Source organism: Actinomadura madurae (assembly GCF_047130825.1).
Classification (GTDB): Bacteria; Actinomycetota; Actinomycetes; order Streptosporangiales; family Streptosporangiaceae; genus Spirillospora; species Spirillospora madurae.
This window is the reverse complement of record NZ_CP083237.1, coordinates 5,059,187-5,078,450: the sequence shown is the minus strand read 5'-3', so window position 1 is coordinate 5,078,450 and position 19,264 is coordinate 5,059,187. Positions and strand designations below refer to the sequence as shown.

16 protein-coding genes and 3 pseudogenes are annotated in these 19,264 nt (G+C 67.4%); 15 read left to right on the top strand and 4 right to left on the bottom strand.

Annotation, left to right across the window (positions count from 1 at the left end):
- Positions 1 to 27 precede the first annotated feature (27 nt).
- Positions 28 to 996: an alpha/beta fold hydrolase gene (locus tag K8Z49_RS22875; RefSeq protein WP_412520739.1), complete on the top strand. Its 969-nt coding sequence runs from the start codon at positions 28 to 30 to the stop codon at positions 994 to 996.
- 256 nt (positions 997 to 1,252) lie between these two features.
- Here the strand turns inward: K8Z49_RS22875 and K8Z49_RS22870 are convergent, their stop codons facing one another.
- Positions 1,253 to 2,158: an IclR family transcriptional regulator gene (locus K8Z49_RS22870; RefSeq protein ID WP_412520737.1), complete on the bottom strand. Its 906-nt coding sequence runs from the start codon at positions 2,156 to 2,158 to the stop codon at positions 1,253 to 1,255.
- Positions 2,159 to 2,279: 121 nt separating this feature from the next.
- Here K8Z49_RS22870 and K8Z49_RS22865 point away from each other — a divergent pair, with 121 nt between their 5' ends.
- From K8Z49_RS22865 to K8Z49_RS22835, 7 genes and pseudogenes are all read left to right on the top strand, one after another.
- On the top strand, positions 2,280 to 3,287 hold the full coding sequence (locus K8Z49_RS22865; RefSeq protein WP_412521128.1) for an amidohydrolase family protein: 1,008 nt from the start codon (positions 2,280 to 2,282) through the stop codon (positions 3,285 to 3,287).
- Between the two features lie 185 nt (positions 3,288 to 3,472).
- Positions 3,473 to 4,672 carry an FAD-dependent monooxygenase gene (locus tag K8Z49_RS22860; protein ID WP_412520735.1) on the top strand — a complete coding sequence of 400 codons (1,200 nt, stop codon included), beginning with the start codon at positions 3,473 to 3,475 and terminating at the stop codon, positions 4,670 to 4,672.
- Between the two features lie 42 nt (positions 4,673 to 4,714).
- Entirely contained in the window at positions 4,715 to 5,299 is a 585-nt protein-coding gene (locus K8Z49_RS22855; protein WP_412520733.1) for an AMP-binding protein, read from the top strand.
- A gap of 483 nt (positions 5,300 to 5,782) precedes the next feature.
- Positions 5,783 to 6,463 carry a nitroreductase gene (locus tag K8Z49_RS22850; RefSeq protein ID WP_412520731.1) on the top strand — a complete coding sequence of 227 codons (681 nt, stop codon included), beginning with the start codon at positions 5,783 to 5,785 and terminating at the stop codon, positions 6,461 to 6,463.
- Positions 6,464 to 6,587: 124 nt separating this feature from the next.
- Positions 6,588 to 6,944 (top strand): hypothetical protein, encoded by a 357-nt coding sequence (locus K8Z49_RS22845; RefSeq protein WP_412520729.1) that lies wholly within the window; start codon positions 6,588 to 6,590, stop codon positions 6,942 to 6,944.
- Positions 6,945 to 7,184: 240 nt separating this feature from the next.
- Positions 7,185 to 7,307: pseudogene (locus K8Z49_RS22840) on the top strand (hypothetical protein); the annotation flags it as partial.
- Between the two features lie 29 nt (positions 7,308 to 7,336).
- Positions 7,337 to 7,624, top strand: coding sequence for a hypothetical protein (locus tag K8Z49_RS22835; protein WP_412521362.1), 288 nt, complete (start codon positions 7,337 to 7,339; stop codon positions 7,622 to 7,624).
- Between the two features lie 177 nt (positions 7,625 to 7,801).
- Here K8Z49_RS22835 and K8Z49_RS22830 read toward each other — a convergent pair whose 3' ends face one another.
- The gene (locus tag K8Z49_RS22830) at positions 7,802 to 8,662 is read right to left on the bottom strand and encodes an alpha/beta fold hydrolase (RefSeq protein ID WP_412520727.1); all 861 of its coding nucleotides are present in this window, start codon (positions 8,660 to 8,662) and stop codon (positions 7,802 to 7,804) included.
- A 2,080-nt stretch (positions 8,663 to 10,742) separates the two neighbouring features.
- Between K8Z49_RS22830 and K8Z49_RS22825 the strand changes: the two genes are divergently transcribed.
- The 5 genes from K8Z49_RS22825 (at position 10,743) to K8Z49_RS22805 (ending at position 15,015) form a co-directional block, all read left to right on the top strand.
- On the top strand, positions 10,743 to 12,347 hold the full coding sequence (locus tag K8Z49_RS22825) for an ATP-binding protein (RefSeq protein ID WP_412520725.1): 1,605 nt from the start codon (positions 10,743 to 10,745) through the stop codon (positions 12,345 to 12,347).
- Positions 12,348 to 12,360: 13 nt separating this feature from the next.
- The gene (locus K8Z49_RS22820; RefSeq protein ID WP_412520724.1) at positions 12,361 to 12,759 is read left to right on the top strand and encodes a roadblock/LC7 domain-containing protein; all 399 of its coding nucleotides are present in this window, start codon (positions 12,361 to 12,363) and stop codon (positions 12,757 to 12,759) included.
- 87 nt (positions 12,760 to 12,846) lie between these two features.
- Entirely contained in the window at positions 12,847 to 13,203 is a 357-nt protein-coding gene (locus tag K8Z49_RS22815; protein WP_412520722.1) for a DUF742 domain-containing protein, read from the top strand.
- Complete coding sequence (locus K8Z49_RS22810; protein ID WP_412520720.1) at positions 13,184 to 13,807, top strand: GTP-binding protein; 624 nt, start codon at positions 13,184 to 13,186, stop codon at positions 13,805 to 13,807. The genes K8Z49_RS22815 and K8Z49_RS22810 overlap by 20 nt, the downstream gene beginning before the upstream one ends.
- The gene (locus K8Z49_RS22805; RefSeq protein ID WP_412520718.1) at positions 13,804 to 15,015 is read left to right on the top strand and encodes a cytochrome P450; all 1,212 of its coding nucleotides are present in this window, start codon (positions 13,804 to 13,806) and stop codon (positions 15,013 to 15,015) included. The genes K8Z49_RS22810 and K8Z49_RS22805 overlap by 4 nt, the downstream gene beginning before the upstream one ends.
- Before the next feature lie 316 nt (positions 15,016 to 15,331).
- Here the strand turns inward: K8Z49_RS22805 and K8Z49_RS22800 are convergent.
- Positions 15,332 to 15,616: pseudogene (locus tag K8Z49_RS22800) on the bottom strand (amino acid permease); the annotation flags it as partial.
- A gap of 264 nt (positions 15,617 to 15,880) precedes the next feature.
- Between K8Z49_RS22800 and K8Z49_RS22795 the strand changes: the two are divergent.
- Positions 15,881 to 17,034: pseudogene (locus tag K8Z49_RS22795) on the top strand (IS110 family transposase).
- Between the two features lie 258 nt (positions 17,035 to 17,292).
- Here the strand turns inward: K8Z49_RS22795 and K8Z49_RS22790 are convergent.
- Positions 17,293 to 17,730, bottom strand: coding sequence for a universal stress protein (locus K8Z49_RS22790; RefSeq protein WP_412520716.1), 438 nt, complete (start codon positions 17,728 to 17,730; stop codon positions 17,293 to 17,295).
- A 187-nt stretch (positions 17,731 to 17,917) separates the two neighbouring features.
- Between K8Z49_RS22790 and K8Z49_RS22785 the strand changes: the two genes are divergently transcribed.
- A complete protein-coding gene (locus tag K8Z49_RS22785) occupies positions 17,918 to 19,015 on the top strand; it encodes an integrase core domain-containing protein (protein WP_412520714.1) in 1,098 nt (365 codons plus the stop codon).
- Positions 19,016 to 19,264: the final 249 nt, after the last annotated feature.

Sequence of the window (19,264 nt, the reverse complement as noted above, 5' to 3'; positions counted from 1 at the left end):
GCTCGAGCCCACGAAGGAGAACAGCACATGGGATTGACTGAGGAAGGCATCATCGAGGTCGAAGGCATGTCGAGCCAGTGGGTGCGTCTCCCCAACGGCGCGAAGGCCCATTACATGACGTCGGGCACGACCGGTCCAGCAGTCCTGCTGCTGCATGGCGGTCTGCCGGGCTCGTCGGGCACGGCAGGCTGGCGATTCATGGCCCCTTTCCTCGGCGCGAACGGGTTTCGGGTCTACGCTCCCGACATGCCCGGATTCGGGTTGTCAGATACGAGACCAGAACACCAGCCGACCACGTTGGCCAGTCACGCCGACTTCATTCACGAATTCGTCACCGCCCTAGCTCTCGAAAAGTTCCACATTGCAGGGAACTCGATGGGCTGCATCAACACCGTGAACTATGTCGTCGCCCATCCCGAACGAATTCTCAGCTTCGCGCTCATCGCCGGTGATATCGGTGACGTCCAGCCACTGACCGATCGACCGGGACCCAAGATCATCCCGAGCTGGGAGGGCACGCGCGAAGGCATGCGGTCGTTGATGGCGTCGATCATCTATCGGGAGGAGGCCATCGGTGACGATCTGGTCGAGATGCGTTACCTCGCGGCCACCCGCCACAAGGCGACACACGAGGCCTTCTGGCCCAGCATCCTCGAGTACGACCGCATCATCCCGTGGCGGGACGCGAACACCGCAGCGCGGCTCGTCACCAAGGGCCGCCTGGACACGGTGACGCTCCCCGGCATCTACCTCTACGGCACCGAGGACGTCCTCACGCCCGTCGAGTGGGGCTACGAGCAGGAGAAGGCACTGCCGAACGTGCAGTTCTTCTATCCCGAGGAGTGTGGACACCAAGGCCAGACAGATCGTCCCGACCTGTTCAACCCTGTGTTCCTCGAGTTCTTCCGTGACGGCAAGGTATCGCGTCGTACTGCGGACGCCGCCGGCGTCTCGAAGAGGCGTCCGGAGCTCACCGAGGTTGTCGAGCAGCCCTGACGACAGCTCACGATCCCTGTCGCTCCCTTGCCAACCGATCCCCGAGGAGCAGGCCAGCTGCTCCTCGGGGATCGAATCGCCCGGTCACCGTCGGCGTCAGGCCCCGGCTCGTCCGGCGTGGCGACTCGAGCGACGCCGGCCGCCCGCGGCATCAGTCCGAGTGTGAAGCGCGGTGTTGGGCGGCACCGACCGCGGAGACTGCACGTGCGACTGACACCTCTGGCAGCGGCGGGCCCGCCACGCAGCGCGTGCACCGTCAGATCTGCTGTTGAAACCACTTCGCGCGCCGCGAGTCACCGATCGAGACCTGAACATCACGAGCGATGTGCCCTGCGGCCTCGCGCAATATGAAGTCCATCTGCTGCCTAGGAGGATTGTTCGTGGGGAAGCCGATCGACACCGCCGCCACGGCAAGTCCTTGGACGATGACGGGCGTCGCAACACACGACTGCCCTAGGGCTGCCTCGTTCTCCTCGCGCGCGAGGCGGGTCGCTCTCACCTCGCGCAGCTCCTGAATGAGCTTGTCGACATCGCCGCGAGAGAACGGCGTCAACCTGGGCATCGGCGAAGGCAGGAAGTGTGCCAGGTCATCGAAGTCTTCCCAAGCCAGGAGAGCCTTTCCGACGGCCGTACAGTTCGCAGGCAGACGGGAACCGACGCGAGACAGACTGCAAACGGAGCCGAGCCGCGCCAATTTCTCGAGGTATACGACGTCGAACTGACGGAGTACCGCGAGCCGGACCGTCGATCCCGTCCAACGGTGCAAGGCGGCGAGATACGGCATCGCCACGTCACGGAGGCTCGCCGCCGGAGTCGTCGCCCCCAACTGGAGCAGGCCAAGGCTGAGTTTGTACCCTTCACCGTGCGGCTCCACGGCGTCGAGCTCGATCAGGCGAGCGAGCAGCCGATGCACGGTGGACTTCGGCAGCTGCGCGGCGCGGGCGATCTCGCTCAGCGTCATCACACGCTCCTGGGAGTTGAACGCCCGCAGGAGATCGAAGGCCTTGGTCAGGATGGAGGGCGGCTCGGCCGTTTCTCGCCGAGCCAAGGAGTTCTGGGTAGGCGCGTCGGTGATTATGGTGCACCTCCTCCGTTGGCGTTGCCCGGAACACGCTACTACAGCGATTTCGTGGGCGCCATGGCGTTCCGGCGCCTGGAACATCGACGACGACGGCACTCGACGAGGCCTATCGTGAGCGCCGAACGGCCCGAGCTCAGCGCGGGCCATATGTGCAAGGAAGGTTGGGGGCGGAGCCGTGAGAGAGCGGGCTGGGTTGGCTGATGTGCATGCGCACTACTTCCCCGCTGACATCGGCGACTGGTCCGAGCGTGCAGGTGACCAGCGTTGGCCCTCGCTGGTGACGGCCGAGGTGGACGGCCCGGGAACGGGACGGATCATGCTCGGCCCTTCCACCACGTTCCGGAAGGTTCGTGCGTCGCTCTGGGATCTCGACGCCCGGCTGGCGGAGCTCGACGCGAACGGGGTCGCCCTGCAGGTGGTGTCGCCGACCCCGGTCATGTTGACCTACTGGGCCGAACCGAAGCGCGCACTCGACTTCGCTCGGGCTGTCAACGACTCCCTGGCGTCACAGGTCGCGGCGTCCGGAGGACGATTGGCAGGTTTTGCCTCAGTCCCCCTGCAGGACGGAGAGTTGGCTGCTGGCGAGCTGTACCGCGCGGTCACCGAGCTTGGGCTCGCCGGCGCGGAGATCGGGACGAATATCGGAACCCGGGAGTTGGACGATCCCGAACTCATCCCGTTCTTCGACGCCGCCGCGGAACTCGATGCCGCAGTTTTCGTCCACCCCGCCAACGGAGGCGAGAACTCGATCAGGCGCGGCGGTCAGCCCTACGACTTCGGCCTGGGGATGCTGACTGACACCGCGATGGCGGCGACTGCCCTGATCTGCGGGGGAGTGCTGGATGAGCGCCCGCGCCTGCGTGTCGGGCTCGCTCATGGCTGCGGGACGTTCCCGTGGGCGGCCCCGCGGCTGAAGATGGGGACCGCGCTGAGCGTCGATCCCGGGCGGCAGAGCACATTCGACGAGCTCGTCGCAAGGCTGTGGGTGGACACCCTCGTCCTCGACCCTGAACACCTGCGGCTGCTCGTTCGACGGTTCGGGAACGAGCACGTCATGTTCGGCTCCGACCACCCGTTCATCCCCGGCCAGCTCGATGGAGCCCGGTCTTTCGTCGCTCTGGCGCAAGAGCAGGGCGCCTTGTCGAGGGACGAGGCCTATGCCGTCCTTCACGAGAACGCTTTGGCATTTCTCGGACACCGAGCGGGCTGACTGCTCATGCCGTTGCTCATGCCGCTGCTCGGACCAGCAGCTCCGGTGGGGTCGACTACTCACCCTAATCGGACAAATTCGGCGCAACCGGGGCTGCGTGGACAAGTGGCCGCAACCTCCTTGTCCGAGACTTGAGTTAAAGTCGAGGTTGATTGCTCGCGTAGCCCAAGGCGAAAGTGGTTCACGTGGTGAAGGACAACAGCGTAATTATTGTCGGCGCGGGTAGCGTCGGCCTGGCAACGGCAGTCGGCCTGGCTCAGGCCGGCATCTCTGTTCGCGTCATCGAGACGGGAATCTCGGCACCTACCGGCGCACGCGACACGGTCTACCACTGGTCGATCCTCGGCGGATTCGAGCGGCTCGGCGTGCTGGAAGAATGCCGTGCAGAGGCGCTGCGTACTGATGGTTGGACGTATGCCGTCCGTCGGACGGGCGAGCGTATCCACGTCGGCCTCGCTGCCATTGCTGACGACGTCCCTCATCCGTACAACCTTCATGTCGGGCAGCAGACCGTCACGCGCGCGTTCCTGTCGCAGCTCGAACGGCATGGTGGCGTGGTTGACTGGGGCACCACGGTGACGGGAATCGCCCAGGACTCGCACGGGGTCACCGTTCTCGCAGAGGGCGGGTCCGGCGCGCAGACCTACCGGGCGGATTGGGTTGTCGGAGCCGACGGCGCGCGCAGTATCGTCCGGCGCGATCTCGGACTCGCCCTCGCGGGACTCACCTGGCCGGACAGGTTCGTCGCTACGAACCTGTACCACGATTTCGGAGCGGACGGCTTCGACATAGCGGGCTACCAGATCGACCCCTCGCTCGGTGCCGTCGTGGCGCAAGTCGACGCTCGCGGGCTATGGCGGTACATCTTCGCGGAGAGCCGATTGCTGCCCGAGGAGACCATTGACAGGCGTGTGGATTCGGTTTTGCGCCAGGTCTTGCCCGAAGGTGTCGAAGCGCGGATCGACGGTTCGCACCCCTACCGGATCCATCAGCGCTCGGCCGAGAGCTTCCGTGTTGGCCGGGCCCTGCTCGTCGGTGACGCAGCCCACCTCACCAACCCCACGCTGACCCTGGGCATGACCAGCGGACTGGCTGACGCATACTCTTTGATCGAAGCTCTCTCTGCGGTCATCGTGGATCATCACGACGACGAGATCCTCGATCGTTACTCCGAGGTTCGACGCGAGAATTTCTGGAACTACACCTCTCCCCTGTCGACCGCCGCGAAAGACCTCGTTTTTCCAGTTGACGAGGCGGCGCAGCGCGATGAGATCGACCTTCTTCGCAGGACGGTTGCAAATACGGACGCTCTTCGACGCTACCTGCTTCACATGGGAAGTTGCGTATCCCAGACACTGCTCGGTGGCACCCAACGGCGCCCGTGAACCCGGTTGTTCCGGTCAGCGAAACCATATCGATTAGTCGTCGTGGCCGGCGCTAATGTGGACGTAGCTTCTGACCGAGCCCGCCCAGCGAAGGGGTCAGCCGTGCGTCTCGATTGCAACGTCCTCACGTTGCTTGATCGCGCGGCCGCCATAGGGCCAGGGGTTCACCCGGCGGTCGGAGTTGAAAGCACACAGCTCAGCTCCGTCACCCTGCGCGACCGTACCCTCTCCGTCGCTGCCGGCCTTCAACGGCGAGGCGTCCGGCCCGGTCACCAGTTCGCGGTACTGCTCGACACCCGCCTGGAGTCGATCGAACTGTTCTTCGCCTCCGCTCGGCTCGGCGCAGTCTGCGTGCCAATCAGCCCGATTCCGACTGGCCCTGTGATCTCACACGTCTGTCGTGACGGTGACCGCGACGTCTACAACGTGGCCGCCCTCCTTGTCGAGCACAAGATCACTCACAGCATGGTGGGGTCCGAGCATCGTGCGGGCGTTGGCGACCCGGACCGGTCTACTCGCGCGTCTGAGCCCAAGCCAGCCGGAGTGGATTGCCACATGCACCGACGCCGTGTCTCGCGCCGTGCTCGACGTGTGTGTGAAAGCCATGCCTGCGGTGCCCGTCCGTGAGCAAAATTCACCGTCGGGCTTCCCGGACCGTCGCAACCGGGCTCCTGCAACCACGTGAGCCCAAGGACCACGAACGACACTTCGTCGACCAGTCGGGCCTGCGCGGCGGCGCGCGACGATGGCGGGTCGCTGTACACGGCGGCCCCGTGGAGGTGCTTCGTAGATCCGTTTCGTCGGTTCCTGGAACGGAGGAAATGTGGTCGGCGGCAGGCGGCTACGCACGAGGATGCGCCGAAAAGTTCCCGACACGGCCGAAGTTGAGTTCGTCGGCACCGAACAACCATTTGGAGAGGCGGTTCCTGTCATCATCAAAGTTGCTCTGAACTTCGACGATCAATCGGGGCTCATGGTCTGCTGCACGCAGCTGCCGGACCAGATGAGACCCCGACAGGTGCAGGTGGACGGACAGCGGTGCCCCTGCATCGTGCACACGATGGTGCTCTCGGACGAGAGCGTTGTCTCTGCCGGGCTCCAGGGGACGTTGTGATCGGCGTCGGCGTCAGGACCCTCGACGATGTGATCGTGCGGCGCTACAGCTGTCGGAGCTTCTTGGAAGATCCGGTCCCGATGGACACCATCAGGGCCGTTCTGACGCTCGCCCAACGAACCCCGTCCTGGTGCAATACGCAGCCCTGGCAGGTGCACCTCGTCATGGGCGATGCCGTGCCGCGGTTCAGCGGGGCTCTCGTCGAACAGGCCACTACCCGAGGAGAGCGTGCTGACCTCGTCACACCGGAGGAGTATGTCGGGGTCTACAAGGCGCGCCGTCGGGAGGCTGGGATCACCTTGTACCGCAGCCTGGGGATCGAGCGTGACGACGTCGCCGGACGTGTGGCGCAAGCCAACCGGAACCTGACCTTCTTCGGTGCACCGCATGTCGCCGTCATCACTACCGACCGAGGGCATGGTGCCTACGGGACCGTCGACTGCGGGGGCTATGTGTCGACCCTTCTGCTGGCACTCGAGTCCCGCGGGGTGGGAGCAATTCCGCAGGCGGCAATCGCCCTGTACTCCGATGCGGTCCGCTCGTTCCTCGACCTACCGGACGATCGGCTCGTGGTTTGTGCGGTGGCGTTCGGCTTCGCCGACGACGGACATCCTGCCAACGGCTTCCGGACAGCTCGAGCCGAGCTCACCGAGGTCCTACACGTCGTCGATCACTGAACTGAGGCGTCGCCTGCTGGTACGTCGTGGAGACCACTGTCATCCATAGCGACCCGGAGGTTCAATGAGTCGGAAAGTCCGCAGAACCGTGTCTGCAGGCGTCGCCGCAGCCTTACCGGCAGCGATGACTGTGCTCGTGTTCCCCCCCGGATGTCGCGTCGAGGCGAGCGACCGTGACGAGACGATACGGTGGGCGACCGGAACAGCTGCGACCTTCGCCGCTCGTCTCGGCGTCGATGAGACCGCGACTCGGGCCCTCGTCAATGGCGCCCTGCGGGAACTGTTCGAGGAGACAGGAGTGCTGCTCTGCGAACCAGACCCCCCGATGGACCTTGATCGGGCGCGGCTGTCGGTGGAGCGCGGCGAGATCACACTGGCTAACGTGCTCGTGCAGCAGGGGAGCGCACTGGCTACAGCGCACCTTCATCCGTGGTCCCGATGGATCACGCCTCCGATATCCAAACGCCGCTACGACACCTAGTTCTTCCTCGTCACCTTGCCGCCTGGGTTGAGTCCATCTCATGTGAGCGGTGAGGCGCACACGGTCGGTTGGATGCTCACGCATGACGTACTGGCCGCGCACGCACGAGGCAACAGCCTTGTTCTCCCACCCACTCAAGTGATGCTCCATGAACTGGTCGACGCCGTAACAGTGTCCGAAGCCGTTGTGAGGTTCCCCCGTTGCACGGACACTGATGTTGCCCCTGTTTGACGGGCATGGATGTTGAGAGAGGTAGGGTTCGGCGATCTTGTGAAGGAGATCGTTCTGGTGCCCAAGCCTTACCCGCCGGAGTTCCGTCGGCGTGCCCTGGAACTACTGGAGTCGGGACGATCGGTGCGGGACATGGCTGCGTCACTGAGCATCGCGGAGTCGTGCCTGCACCGCTGGAAACGGCGGGACCTGATCGACGTCGTGTCGGTGTGCCGCAGTACGGCGACGGGCCAGTCGGCCTGCACAGCAAACTGTTCGCCCGCAACATCACCCTCGCCGGTGGTGTGGCTCACGTCCGAATCTACATTGACGTACTGCTGCCGGCTGTCCGAGAAGGGCTTGTTGAACCGGGTCGGGTGTTCGATCGCACCCTGTGCTTGGACGACGTGGCAGAGGGATATCGCATGATGGACCGCCGAGACGCAGTGAAGGTGATGGTCAGGCCGTAGAACGCGTGCCTCGACGAGGCTGCCTTGTCGTTCGCGTCGACGGGCCTCATTCCCGCGAGCTCCGTGAACGCGACAACCATGGGGCGAACGATCCGGCGAGCCTCGACGACATCGTGGTGCGACCCGGTACCCAGCCACCTGGGAACACGCCACCAGCGGGGTCGGCCTTGCCGAAGCCTACACAGGAAGCCCTGCGGCGACCTCGATCATGGCGACCAGTCTCTCGGGCTGTTCCTCGGGAATCCAATGACCGGCTCCCTCGACGATCTCGAAGCGGGTGTCGGTCGCGATCTCGGACAGCATCGCGGTGAGGTTGGGCACGTCCGCGGTGACCCCACTGGCGGCGAAAGTCACCGGCATGGTCAGCTTTCCCCCCGCGATGATCGCCGCGCGGTTCAGTTCGGCGTCCCGGCCGAGTGCTCGGTACCATTCGAGACCCGCTCGCATCGCGCCCGGGGCGGCGTAGGCCGCGGCGTAGGCATCAATAGCGTCTTCAGTAACGGCGGCCTGGTCGTAGCTGCGGGCTCGCACGAATTGGCTGATGTAGGCGCGTTCACGGCCGGCGATCAACATGTGTGCCACGTCGACGTTGGAGTGGAAGGCGATGTGCCAGGCACGTGGGTTCGACGCCACTGCGTCGAGGAGGCTCGTGCCCGGCAGTGGGGTGTCGACCAACACCAGCGAGCGGACGCTGTCGCGGTGGTTCAGCGCGTAGGCGAACGCGACACAGCCACCCATGTCGTGGCCGCAGAGCACAATGGGCTGGTCGCCCACGGCTGAGTGGACGATGGCATGCACGTCATGGGCCAGGCTGTGTTTGTCGTATCCGGTCGCTGGTCCGGGGTTACCGCCGAGGCCGCGCAGGTTCGGCGCGATGATCGTGAACTTCTCCGCAAGACGGTCGATCATGGGCATCCACTGCAACCACGTTTGCGGGAATCCATGAAGCAGCACCAAGGGGGCTCCGTGGCCGCCGGTGACGTAATGGTGGACTACGCCGTTAGCGACGATCTGACGGTGAGAGAGGTCAACGCTCATCCCGATAGATCCCTTCCTCTTAGGTGCAGGCGAGTCTCAGGGTAGCCAGCAGGGCCGGTCGTCCCTGGCCTAGTTCCGAACATCGGAACTGGGCGCCCGTGGGACTTGTCACCAGTTACCGCTGACGGGTCGAACTTCCCCTCTGGTCCGTAATGCATTGGATTCCGTGATCTGCTGGGATGGCGGACTCATCCCTTGTTGGGAGACACAGAGGTCGCGCAACAGTCCTTGTGGCTTATTCAAGTTGCCACGAACGTTGAAGGGGGTCGCCGTCGGAGATCTCTCTGACCCGGATTGGCTCGCCCTGGACTTTCCGGACGGCTACTTAACGGCTAATTCACGCTACGAGCTGCCGGTTCTCGTACTCGCTGCGGACTTGTAGCGGGGTACTGGGTGCGGTGCACGCGTTCGTTCTTCAAGGTCGCGAAGAATGATTCGGCCATCGCGCAATGCCGTTTAGTTAAGTCACAGGCTGGTTGGCTGTCCACATTTCCATAGGGCGACACGCCGCTCGTCTGTGTATAACTTGGTTTTACTTGAGATTCTGCGGGCTTGAGTCTATGTTGCCGGCGTGCATGGAGTAGAAAACAGTGAGGTCTTTCCGTGCGCCCAGCAGAGCAGGAGGTGAAGCCGTGACGTAGCGGTGGATCTTGTTCGTAAGCTCGTCGTCGCTTGCCGGTGGAAGTCCGGTCCGGGTAGCTGCCAGGAGGCCCGGTAGCAGGCTGGCGGGTTCGTCTGGAAACGGGCGGGCTTGGAGCCCAGTGTCAAAGGCCCTTTCAAGGGGGAGCGACGGTGCGGTCCGTAGCATGAAGCGAAGCCTGCGGCGTCGTTACTCAGCCTGCCCGGTGGGTGGGACGAGGGAGTGCCGAGCCTCTCGAAATCGGGGCGAAGGCCATGGACGCGGTGTAGATCCTGGAAGCGCAGCCGTCAAGGACTCCCCGGCGTATGGGCCGCGGAACGCACCGATGGTGGCGACGGGAACTGGGGAGGCCCTCCCCGGCCCGGTGACCTGCGGAAGCTATTTGTTGCCGGAGTGGCGTGCCTTTGCTTAAGTGCGGGTCCGTAGAGAGCTGGGCCGATCTTGTTGATGTGGCCTTGGTGTGACCATTCGGACAGTTGGAAGCGGAAGCTGTTGACGTTGTCGATCCCGAGGATGGCGGCCAGTTCGGTGCCCTTCCATGCCCGCCAGGGCTGGACGGCCAGGAGTTCGAGGACCTTGCCGCGCCGGTCGGGGCTGGCCGGCGCCGGCAGCGGTGGAGGGTCGCTTCAGCGGCCGTGGGCCGGCAGTCCTGCCAGGTCGCGGATCGCCTGACCGTCGCTGACCGGCCAGGTCGATCAACGATCCCGCCCCAGCGACGCCCGAACCCTGCGATACAGGAACGAGGTGGGGTAGCGGAGCAATTTGGCCGATTTGGCCAATCGTGGTCACGCGCGCCTTGGAGGGCCGCCGCGTCTGGGTCTCGTGCGCCTACGGTAGGGGTCCAATTTTCCAAGACACGCCCCGCTACCGGGCAGGTACCCGACGTGTCAAGGAATGCCTTCGCTGATCGATCCGGAGCCGCTCGCCGGTCGGCTGTGTCCGTCCGCTGTGACCCTGGCCGGTGGAACGGGACGGGGTACCGGTCACGGTGGCCGGCACCGGGAAAGCGGTCGCTGACCAGCCGCGAAGGCGGAGACGCCGGGTGCCCGTCGCGGGGATGCGGGCGGGCGTCCGGTGCGGCGATCTGAGGGCACAGAGGCCGGGCCCGAGGCCGCAATTCGAATCTTATTCTAGAGTGAAATTTTAAGTTGCCAGAAAATAGTGGCGGCTTCCGCATTCGTCGTCACCATGCGTTGCGCAAACGCGATATGAAGCCAAGATCCGCGCCTTGACGACATGTTGTACATCGCGGTTTGCTTACGCCCGTCCATGCCACCCGCATGAACGTGTGAGCCCAGCCTGCCCCTTGCGTCCCGCGCCCTCTGGAGACCCCGACGGGCGACGTGCCGCCTTCCGAGTCGGCCCACCCGGCGTCGAACGGGCCCGTGGGGCTGCGGCGTGCCTGCTCGCGAAGCCGTGTCCCGACCCTCGGAAGCGCCCATGACCCCCTCCTCGGCCACCCCGGCATCGCCCAGCACGCAGACGCTCTGGGCGGCGGTGCTGCCCCTCGCCGCCTTCGTGACGGCGTCCATCCTCGCCGCTCCGCTGCTGTTCGGGGCGGGCGCGTGGTACCTCGCCGTCCTCGCCGACCTGGTCGCGCTCGCGATGTCCGGCGTTCTGGCGTGGCTGTACATGCTGCAACGCGCCGAGAGGCTCATGCTCGCGCAGCACCACCAGCAACTCGAACGGCAGGCGGCGGACCTCCTGCGGACCCGGGAGGAGGGGACTGGACGCGAGGATGTACGGCAGACCCGCGTCGCCGAGCTGTCCGCCGGGCACGAGGCGGCGGTCGCGATGGTGGAGCGGCTGGTCGGCGTCCTCCCCGAGGCGATCGCCGGCCGCGCCGTCCCGCCGTCCGATGACGAAGGGCTGGACCCGCGGCTGGTGAAGCTGCGGGACACCGCACTGGAGGCCGCGGCGGAGGCGGGACGCGACAACCTGGACGTGCTGGAGTCGCAGCAGCTCACGATCGTGGCGCTGGCGCGGCGCGTCCAGTCGGCCATGCACCGGGTCCAGGCGGAGGCCGCCACGACGGCCGAGCGGAACCGCGACCTGCCCGAGGTCTACCTGGCCTGCCAGAACATCGACCACCTCGCGGCACAGGCCGCCCGGCTAGCGCAGGGCCTGGCGGTGGTCTGCGGAACATGGGAGGGCCAGCAGTGGGACGCTCCCATGCGGCTGGCCGAGGTCGTGCAGGCCGCGCAGGCCCGCATCGAGGACTACCAGCGCGTGAGCGTCGAGGGCGACCCCGACATCGCGATCGCCCCCATGGCCCTGGAATCGGTGATCCATGTCATGGCCGAGCTGCTGGCCAACGCCACCGAGTCCTCGCCGACGGCCACCACCGTCTCGGTGAAGGTGACCGCTGCCGCGCAGGGCGCGGTCTTCCGGGTCGACGACCACGGCGCCGGACTTGAGGAGCCCCGGTTCTCCCAGGCCCGCCAGCTGCTGAACGGCCTCCACGAGGTGAACCTGGCGGAGATGGGCGAGGTCCCGCGGCTCGGCCTGCCCGTCGTCGCCCGCTACGTGCGGCGGCACGGCTTCAAGGTCAGCCTCGACGAGTCCCCGTACGGCGGTCTCCAGGCCGTCGTCCTCGTACCCAAGGAGATGGTGACCGCCGCGCCGTCTGTCATGGCCGTTGGGGGCGAGCTGCACGAACGGCGTGCGGAGCCGTCGCGCGCCCCCGCCGCGGCACCGGCCGACCCTACGGCATCACCGTCGGTTCGCACCGGGTCTTCGCCCGTCCCGTCCCCCCCGGCAACCTCGCCCTCGCCCGCCGGACCGCCGCCGGACGGCGCCGACCCTTCGCCGGACGGCCAGGACGCGATGCTCCCTCGCCGGGTCTCCCGGCGCAGGGAGGACGGCGGGGCGAAGATCTCCCCGCCACCGATCGCCCCGTCCCCCGAGAGCCCCGAAGAGGCGGGCGCGCTCATGGGGGCCCTCATCCAGGGCACCGGCGTCGCCAATCCGCAGCCCCCCGTGTCGTCCGGCCAGAACCGGGAGGGCCCGCAGCGGCCGTCCCTGGACCATGACGAGAAGAACTGACAGGAGACCACTGGTGACCGCTGATCAGGACTGGGTCGTCGGACGCCTCGCGCGTGTTCAGGGCGTACGGCACGCCATCGTGTGCTCGGTGGACGGCCTTCTCAAGGCCAGATCGGAGAGTATCGACCAGGAGGAGGGCGACCGGCTGGCCGCCCGCTGCAGCGGTCTGCTCTCCCTCGCCCGCGACCAGGCCGGCGAGTTCGGCTCCGGGGGGAAGGCGCTCCACCAGCTGATGGTGGGCCACGAAGGCGGGTACCTGTTCGTCCGCAGCGCCGCCGCCCGCTCCTGCCTCGCCGTGGTCGCGGAACCGGTGATCAACGCGGCGCTGATCGCCCAGGAGATGCAGGCGATGGTCCTCAAGCTCGGGGAGCAGACCCTGGCGACCCCGGCACGCGGGGGCGGCATGCCGTGAGCGATCTGGATGAAGGCGAGGTCCCCTGGACAGGGGAACGGGACGGGAACACCCACGGGCGTCCCGGGGGCGCGCGGGAAGCGCCGCATGAATGATTCCGAGGCATACCGCGACACACCCTTGCGGCCGTACGTGCTGACCGGGGGCCGGGCGGCCCCGTCCGACCCGGGCATCGGCGTCGACACGCTGCTGAAGACGATGCCCAACGGCACCTCCCTTCCGATGGAGGCGACGCCCCAGCTCCGCGCGCTCCTGCGCCTGTGCAACGGCGGCGTCCTGTCGGTCGCCGAGGTCTCCGCTCACCTGGAACTGCCGGTCAGCGTCGTGCGGATCCTGGTGGGCGATCTCCTGGCCTCCGGCCACCTGCACGCGCACGCCGGAAGCTTCGACGAACCCAGCACGGACCTGCTGAAGGAGGTGCTCGATGGCCTTCGCAACCTCTGACCGCGCGGTCCCGACCGAGCAGAGCCCCTACCTGTCCGACACCGTCACCCGCACGGCGAAGATCCTCGTGGTCGGGGACTTCGGTGTCGGCAAGACCACCTTCATCGGCTCGGTGAGCGAGATCGCCCCGCTGCGCACCGAAGAACCCATGACGCAGGCCAGCGTCGGCATCGACAACCTCGACCACCTCGACGCCAAGACGACGACCACGGTCGCGATGGACTTCGGCCGCCTGACCCTCAGCTCCCGCCTGGCGCTGTACCTCTTCGGCACCCCCGGGCAGCGACGCTTCTGGAGCATGTGGGCGGGTCTGGCCGAGGGGGCGGTCGGGGTCCTGGTCCTGGTCGACTCGCGCCGCCTGGCGGGCTCGTTCGACGTACTCGATCAGCTCGAGACGCACGTCCCCGCCCCGTTCGCCATCGCGGTCAACCATTTCCCGGACTCACCCGCGCACACCCCCGACCAACTGCGCGAGGCACTCGACCTCCTCCCCGAGACCCCCGTCGTCGACTGCAACGCGCTCGACCGAGCCTCTTCGATCGACGCCCTCATCACCCTTGCCGAACACGCCATCACGGCCCGCGCCCGGAAGACAAGCCCATGACCAGCCCCGTGCATGACCAGCCACTGCCCTTGTGGGAGACGAACGGCGCCGACTCGGCGGAGGTCTTCGAACGCCTCTGGCGCGACTACGGCCCCGTGGTAAGGGTGGAACTGGAACCGGGCGTCAACGCCTGGCTGGTGATGGGCTACGAGGAACTGAAGACCGTCACGGGGAGCCCGCACCTTTTCTCCCGGAACTCCCAGAACTGGCGTGATTTCGTGGACGGGACCGTCCGGCCCGATTCCCCGCTGGGCCCGGTCATGTTCCCCCGCGACGCCGCCACCAATGCCGATGGAGAGAACCACCGGCGCCTCCGCGAACCCTTGGTAAGCGCCATCGAATCCATCGACCACCGGCGCCTGCGCCGGTCCGTGCAGACCCTGTGCACCAACCTGATGGAGACCTTCGCCGAACGGGGCAAGGCGGACCTCGTCGCTGAGTACGCCGCGGCCGTCCCCGTCCTGAGCATGGGGGAGCTCGTCGGCCTGGACCCACGCCAGAGCCACGAACTCCTCCGCGCCACGCGCGCCCTTCTGAGCAACGGTGAGGACGCGCAGGACGGCAACCTCCGCATGCAGAGCCTGCTCCGCTCCAACATGGAACTCCGCCGCGCGCATCCCGCCGACGACATGACCAGCGCCCTGCTGGCCCACCCTGACCTGCGCACCGACACGGAGGTCGTCGACTCCCTCCTCCTCCTGATCGCGGCGAGCAACCACATGACCGTCATCTGGATCGCCCAGGCGCTGCGCCTGATGCTGACCGACCCCCGTTTCGCAGGCCGGGTCCGCGGCGGCCGGCTCGGCGTCGACGACGCCCTCGACGAGGTCCTGTCCATCGCGCCCCCGATGTCCAACGTTCCGGCGCGCTACGCCCTCCGCGACATCGAGCTGGGCGGCCGCCTCATCCGCCGCGGCGACGCCATGATTCTCGGTGTGGGCGGCGCGACCTACGACCACCGCGCCCACGCCGGCACCGTCCTCCGCCACCGCACCCACCTGGCCTGGAGCGCCGGTCCGCACGCCTGCCCCGGACGCGACCCCGCCCGCACCATCACCCGCACCGCGGTGGCGACGGCCCTGCACCTCCTTCGCGACGTCCGCCTGACGGTCGACCCGAAAGACCTCCCCTTCGACGTGACCCCGTGGGCGCGCAGCCCCGCGCAGCTGCCCGTCACCTTCAGCGCCCTCGGCCGCTCTCACGAATGAGGTCACGCCGTGTTCACGACGGCGCGTTGAGTGCTTCGGCGGCGTCCTGGTAGGCGCGGGCGGCGCGGCTTCCTGCGCTCCCAGGCCGGGGCACTCCTGGCGTGTTCCGCCAGGTCACCGCACTCACCAAAGCCCAGATCGACCTACTCGCCAAGCTCAACATCCCCCAGCCCGAGCAGATCATCGACCTCCAGCCCACACCCCGCTGACCAGCATCAACACCACCGCCTAGAGAAACGCCCTCCAGGCGGCCTGATCCATCTCCGCCCAGCTCAGAGTCAAGATCCGCGTCTCCAGCCCGCCAAATCACGCGGAACGCGGGTTTGTCGTCGCCCAGCGCGGGCCAGAAGTGCGCGAGGTAGCCGACGAACGCGACGGCGATCGCCGCGTTCCCGGCCCACACCGCGATCCAGTAGCCCCACGCGGTCTGGAATCCGACGAAGTCGCCGAAGGCCCGGCGCGCGTAGGCGTAGGGGCCGCCGGTGCGGGGGTAGGCGCGGGACAGACGAGCGAACACCAGCGCCAGCAGGATCGCCCCGGCCGCGGTGAAGCCCCAGGCGACCAGGCTGATCGGCCCGTACTCGGCGAGCGAGCTGGGCAGCAGGAAGACCCCTAATGGGAGCTACCGGGTTGGCCGCGCTGGCAGACTCGGTGCCTGGTAGCCGCTGGTGGGTGAGCACTTCCAACCCCTGGACCGATCGTGAGTCCTAGGGTCAGACCGTGTCCTCGCCGGTTTGGCCGGGAGAGGAACGGCTGATGGGGTGTCGTGGCCCGCCGCGGCTTGGCGTGAGCACTGGTCCATTAGGGCGCTCGGAGTCTCCCGCGGGCTGCTCGATGGTGATGACCAGGAGCGGAGACGGGTGTGCTGCTGTTTGTGGGTGATGACTGGGCAGAAGATCGCCACGATGTGGAGGTGCAGGACGAGCAGGGCCGGACGCTGAAGACCGCGCGGCTGCCCGAGGGCAGGACGGCATGACCCGCTTCCATGAGCTGGTCGCGGCGCTGCTGCCCGATGATGCCGGGCCGGCCGATGTGCTGGTGTGCATCGAGACCGACCGGGGCCCGTGGGTGCGGGCGCTGGTGACGGCCGGCTACCGGGTGTTCGGGGTGAACCCCAAGCAGGCCGCCCGGCACCGCGAGACGATGTCGCTGTCGGGCGCCAAGAGCGACAAGGCCGACGCGCGCACCCTGGCCGACATGGTCCGCACCCGCCGTCACCAACTCCGGCAGGTCGCCGCCGACTTTACGCTGATCTGGGAACGCACCCGCCACATGCTCCGGCTGCGGGCCGCGCTGCGCGACTACTTCCCGGCCGAGCTGATCGCCTACAAGCCGCTCGGGCTGACCGGCGCCGACACGCTGGAGCTGCTGGCCAAGGCCCCGACTCCGCAGGCGGCGGCGAGGCTGTCGACCGCGCAGATCGGCGCGGCGCTCAAGCGAGCCCGCCGCCACCAGGTGCCCGACAAGGCCGCGGCCATCCGGGACGCGCTGCGCACCGCCCACCTGGGCCAGGCCGAGATCGTCACCACCGCCTACGCCGCCACGGTGCGCGCCCAAGTGGCGATCCTGCAGACGCTGAGCGAGCAGATCAAATCACTGGACGGGCAGGTCGAGGCGCATTTTGGCCGGCACCCGGACGCTGAGATCTACCTGTCCCAGCCCGGAATGGGCACGATCAACGGCGCCCGGGTGATCGCCGAGTTCGGCGACGCCGACGCCAAGTCGCGCAAGAACTACGCCGGCACCGCCCCGATCACCCGCCAGTCCGGCAAGTCCAAGACCGTCCATGCCCGCTTCATCCACCACGACCGCCTGGTCGACGCCCTGCACAACCAGGCCAGCGCCGCCGTCCTGCACGATGACGGCGCCCGTACCTACTACGACGAGCTTCGCGCCCGTGAGACCGGCCACAACGCCGCCCTCCGCCAGGTCGGCATCCTGCACGGCTGTCTCAAGACCGGCACCCGCTACGACCCCGTGACCGCATGGTCACACCGCTACCAACACCTCGCAGCTTGACATCAAAGCTCCTGGGGTGTCTGACCCGATCATGTTGCCCACCACCAGGGCCGTGGCCATCCACAACCCCAGCCTCCGGCGGGACGGTCGCGCGCTCATGAGCGCCTCCTTCGATCAGCGGCCTTATCGCCGCCCCTCCAGCTGATCGCCGCGCCGCCGGCCTGAGCTCCGGGCGGTGGTCCCCGGGGCGGACGGACCAATGTCCTGCTCCGCCCCGGCCACCTGTCCCGACTCGGGCACGACCGGATGGACGGCCCGTCAGTCGTAGGGCCGGACCACGGCGACGGGGCAGCGGGCGTGGTGGATCACGCCGTGGCTGACCGAGCCGATCGAGAACGACCGTCCCCACGACCCGACGACGACCAGGTCGGCGTGCGCCGACGCCGTCGCCAGCATGTCGACCGGGTGGCCGACGACGACGTCCTCGACGACCTCGACGTCCGGGTGGCGGTTGCGCCATGGCGCGAGGGCCGCGGCCAGGTGACCGCGGTAGGTGCCGGCGGTGATCTGCAGGTCCACGCCCGACTCGACGGTGAGCGCCGGGGGATGCCAGGCGTGCAGCACCCGCAGCCGCGCGCCCCGGACGGTGGCCGCGGCGAACGCGTGGTCGAGGACCGGTCCGGGATCTTCGGCGAGGTCCAGCCCGGCCACGACCTCGCCCGCCGCGGTGCCGGCCTGATCACGGACCACGATCACTGGGCCCGGGTAGTGCCCGGCCAGGCGCAGGCCGGTGGAGCCGAGCAGCAGCCCGGCGAAACCTGTGCTTGCCGAAAAGTGCGTCCGTGCAGGTGAGAGCCGTAATGTCCGAGGGTGGCGGCGCAGGGTTGGGAACCGTCATGGGACAGGCCACGACGCTGCCCTCGCCTCGGGATGATGGGCGGTTGTGCTGTTGCGACTGGCCTACTTGACCGCGGCGAACGCGTTCGCGGTGCTGGGTCTGCTTCCGATGACCGATCGGGAGAAGGACGCCGAGATCTTGGTGTTGCGGCATCAGATCACGGTGCTGGAGCGTCAACTGGATGGGGCGAGGGCGCGGTTCGCCGGTCCAGATCGAGTACTGCTCGCGGCGCTGCTGCACCGGTTGCCTCGCCGTGTACTGCTTCGGATGCGGCTGCTCGTGCGTCCGGACACGGTCTTGCGCTGGCACCGGGGCCTGATCGCTGGTCGGCGCGCCGCTCGCTCCAGACCTGAGCGTCCGGGGCGGCCACCGACGGTCCGCTCCATCCGGGTTCTCGTTCTTCGCCTGGTGCGGGAGAACCCGGGCTGGGGTTACCGGCGGGTGCACGGCGAGTTGCTGCTGCTCGGCGTCAAGGTGGCGCCGTCCACGGTCTGGGAGATCCTCACCGACGCCGGAGTCGATCCGGCACCCGAGCGTGCATCGACCACGTGGGCCGGCTTCCTGCGCTCCCAGGCCGGGGCACTCCTGGCGTGTGACTTCCTGGAGACCGTCACGCTCACGGGTGCGCGGATGTACGTGCTGGCGGTCATCGAGCACCACAGCCGCCGGATCCGCGTTCTGGGTGCCACCGCCCATCCGACTGCAGCGTGGGTGACACAGGCGGCCAGGAACCTGGTCATGGACCTGGAGGACGCCGGGTGTCGGGCACTGTTCCTGATCCGCGACCGGGACGGCAAGTTCCCTGACCTGTTCGACACCGTTCTGGCCGATGCCGGCGTCCAGACGGTGCTGACCGGGGTGCGGATGCCGAGGATGAACGCGGTGACGGAACGGTGGGTGCAGACCTGCCGCCGCGAGGTCCTGGACCGCACGTTGATCTGGAACCAGGGTCACCTGCTCCACGCGCTCCGGGAGTTCGAGACCTTCTACAACGAGCATCGGCCTCACCAGGGCATCGCCAACGCCCGCCCGTTGAAGCCGCTGCCCCCACCGATCGCCGAACCCGACGAGATCGCCGACCTGAACGTCCGAAGAACGCAACGTCTGGGCGGAACCCTCAACGAGCACCGACATGCGGCTTGACCTGCGCGGACGAAGTTTTCGGCAGACGCACCGCTCGGCCCGCCGCTTGCAACTGCACCTGCCCCGGCACTGGCCCTGGGCCGACGCCTGGCGGCAGTTGTTCGACACCCTCCACGCCCCACCCGACAGCCGCTGACCTGCCGCTATTCACCGCCCGATCGGGCCCGACCGGGACCGAACACGTGGAAAAGCTGGGCAGACCAGCCGATCCCCCCTGCCCGCGGGTGGCCGAGACTCGACCCTCCTCCC

Coding starts and splice junctions, on each gene's coding strand:
- K8Z49_RS22875 (WP_412520739.1), top strand. CDS start 28: ATGGGATTGACTGAGGAAGGCATCATCGAGGTCGAAGGCATGTCGAGC.
- K8Z49_RS22870 (WP_412520737.1), bottom strand. CDS start 2,158: ATGTTCCAGGCGCCGGAACGCCATGGCGCCCACGAAATCGCTGTAGTA.
- K8Z49_RS22845 (WP_412520729.1), top strand. CDS start 6,588: ATGACTGTGCTCGTGTTCCCCCCCGGATGTCGCGTCGAGGCGAGCGAC.
- K8Z49_RS22830 (WP_412520727.1), bottom strand. CDS start 8,662: ATGAGCGTTGACCTCTCTCACCGTCAGATCGTCGCTAACGGCGTAGTC.
- K8Z49_RS22825 (WP_412520725.1), top strand. CDS start 10,743: ATGACCCCCTCCTCGGCCACCCCGGCATCGCCCAGCACGCAGACGCTC.
- K8Z49_RS22815 (WP_412520722.1), top strand. CDS start 12,847: ATGAATGATTCCGAGGCATACCGCGACACACCCTTGCGGCCGTACGTG.
- K8Z49_RS22810 (WP_412520720.1), top strand. CDS start 13,184: ATGGCCTTCGCAACCTCTGACCGCGCGGTCCCGACCGAGCAGAGCCCC.
- K8Z49_RS22805 (WP_412520718.1), top strand. CDS start 13,804: ATGACCAGCCCCGTGCATGACCAGCCACTGCCCTTGTGGGAGACGAAC.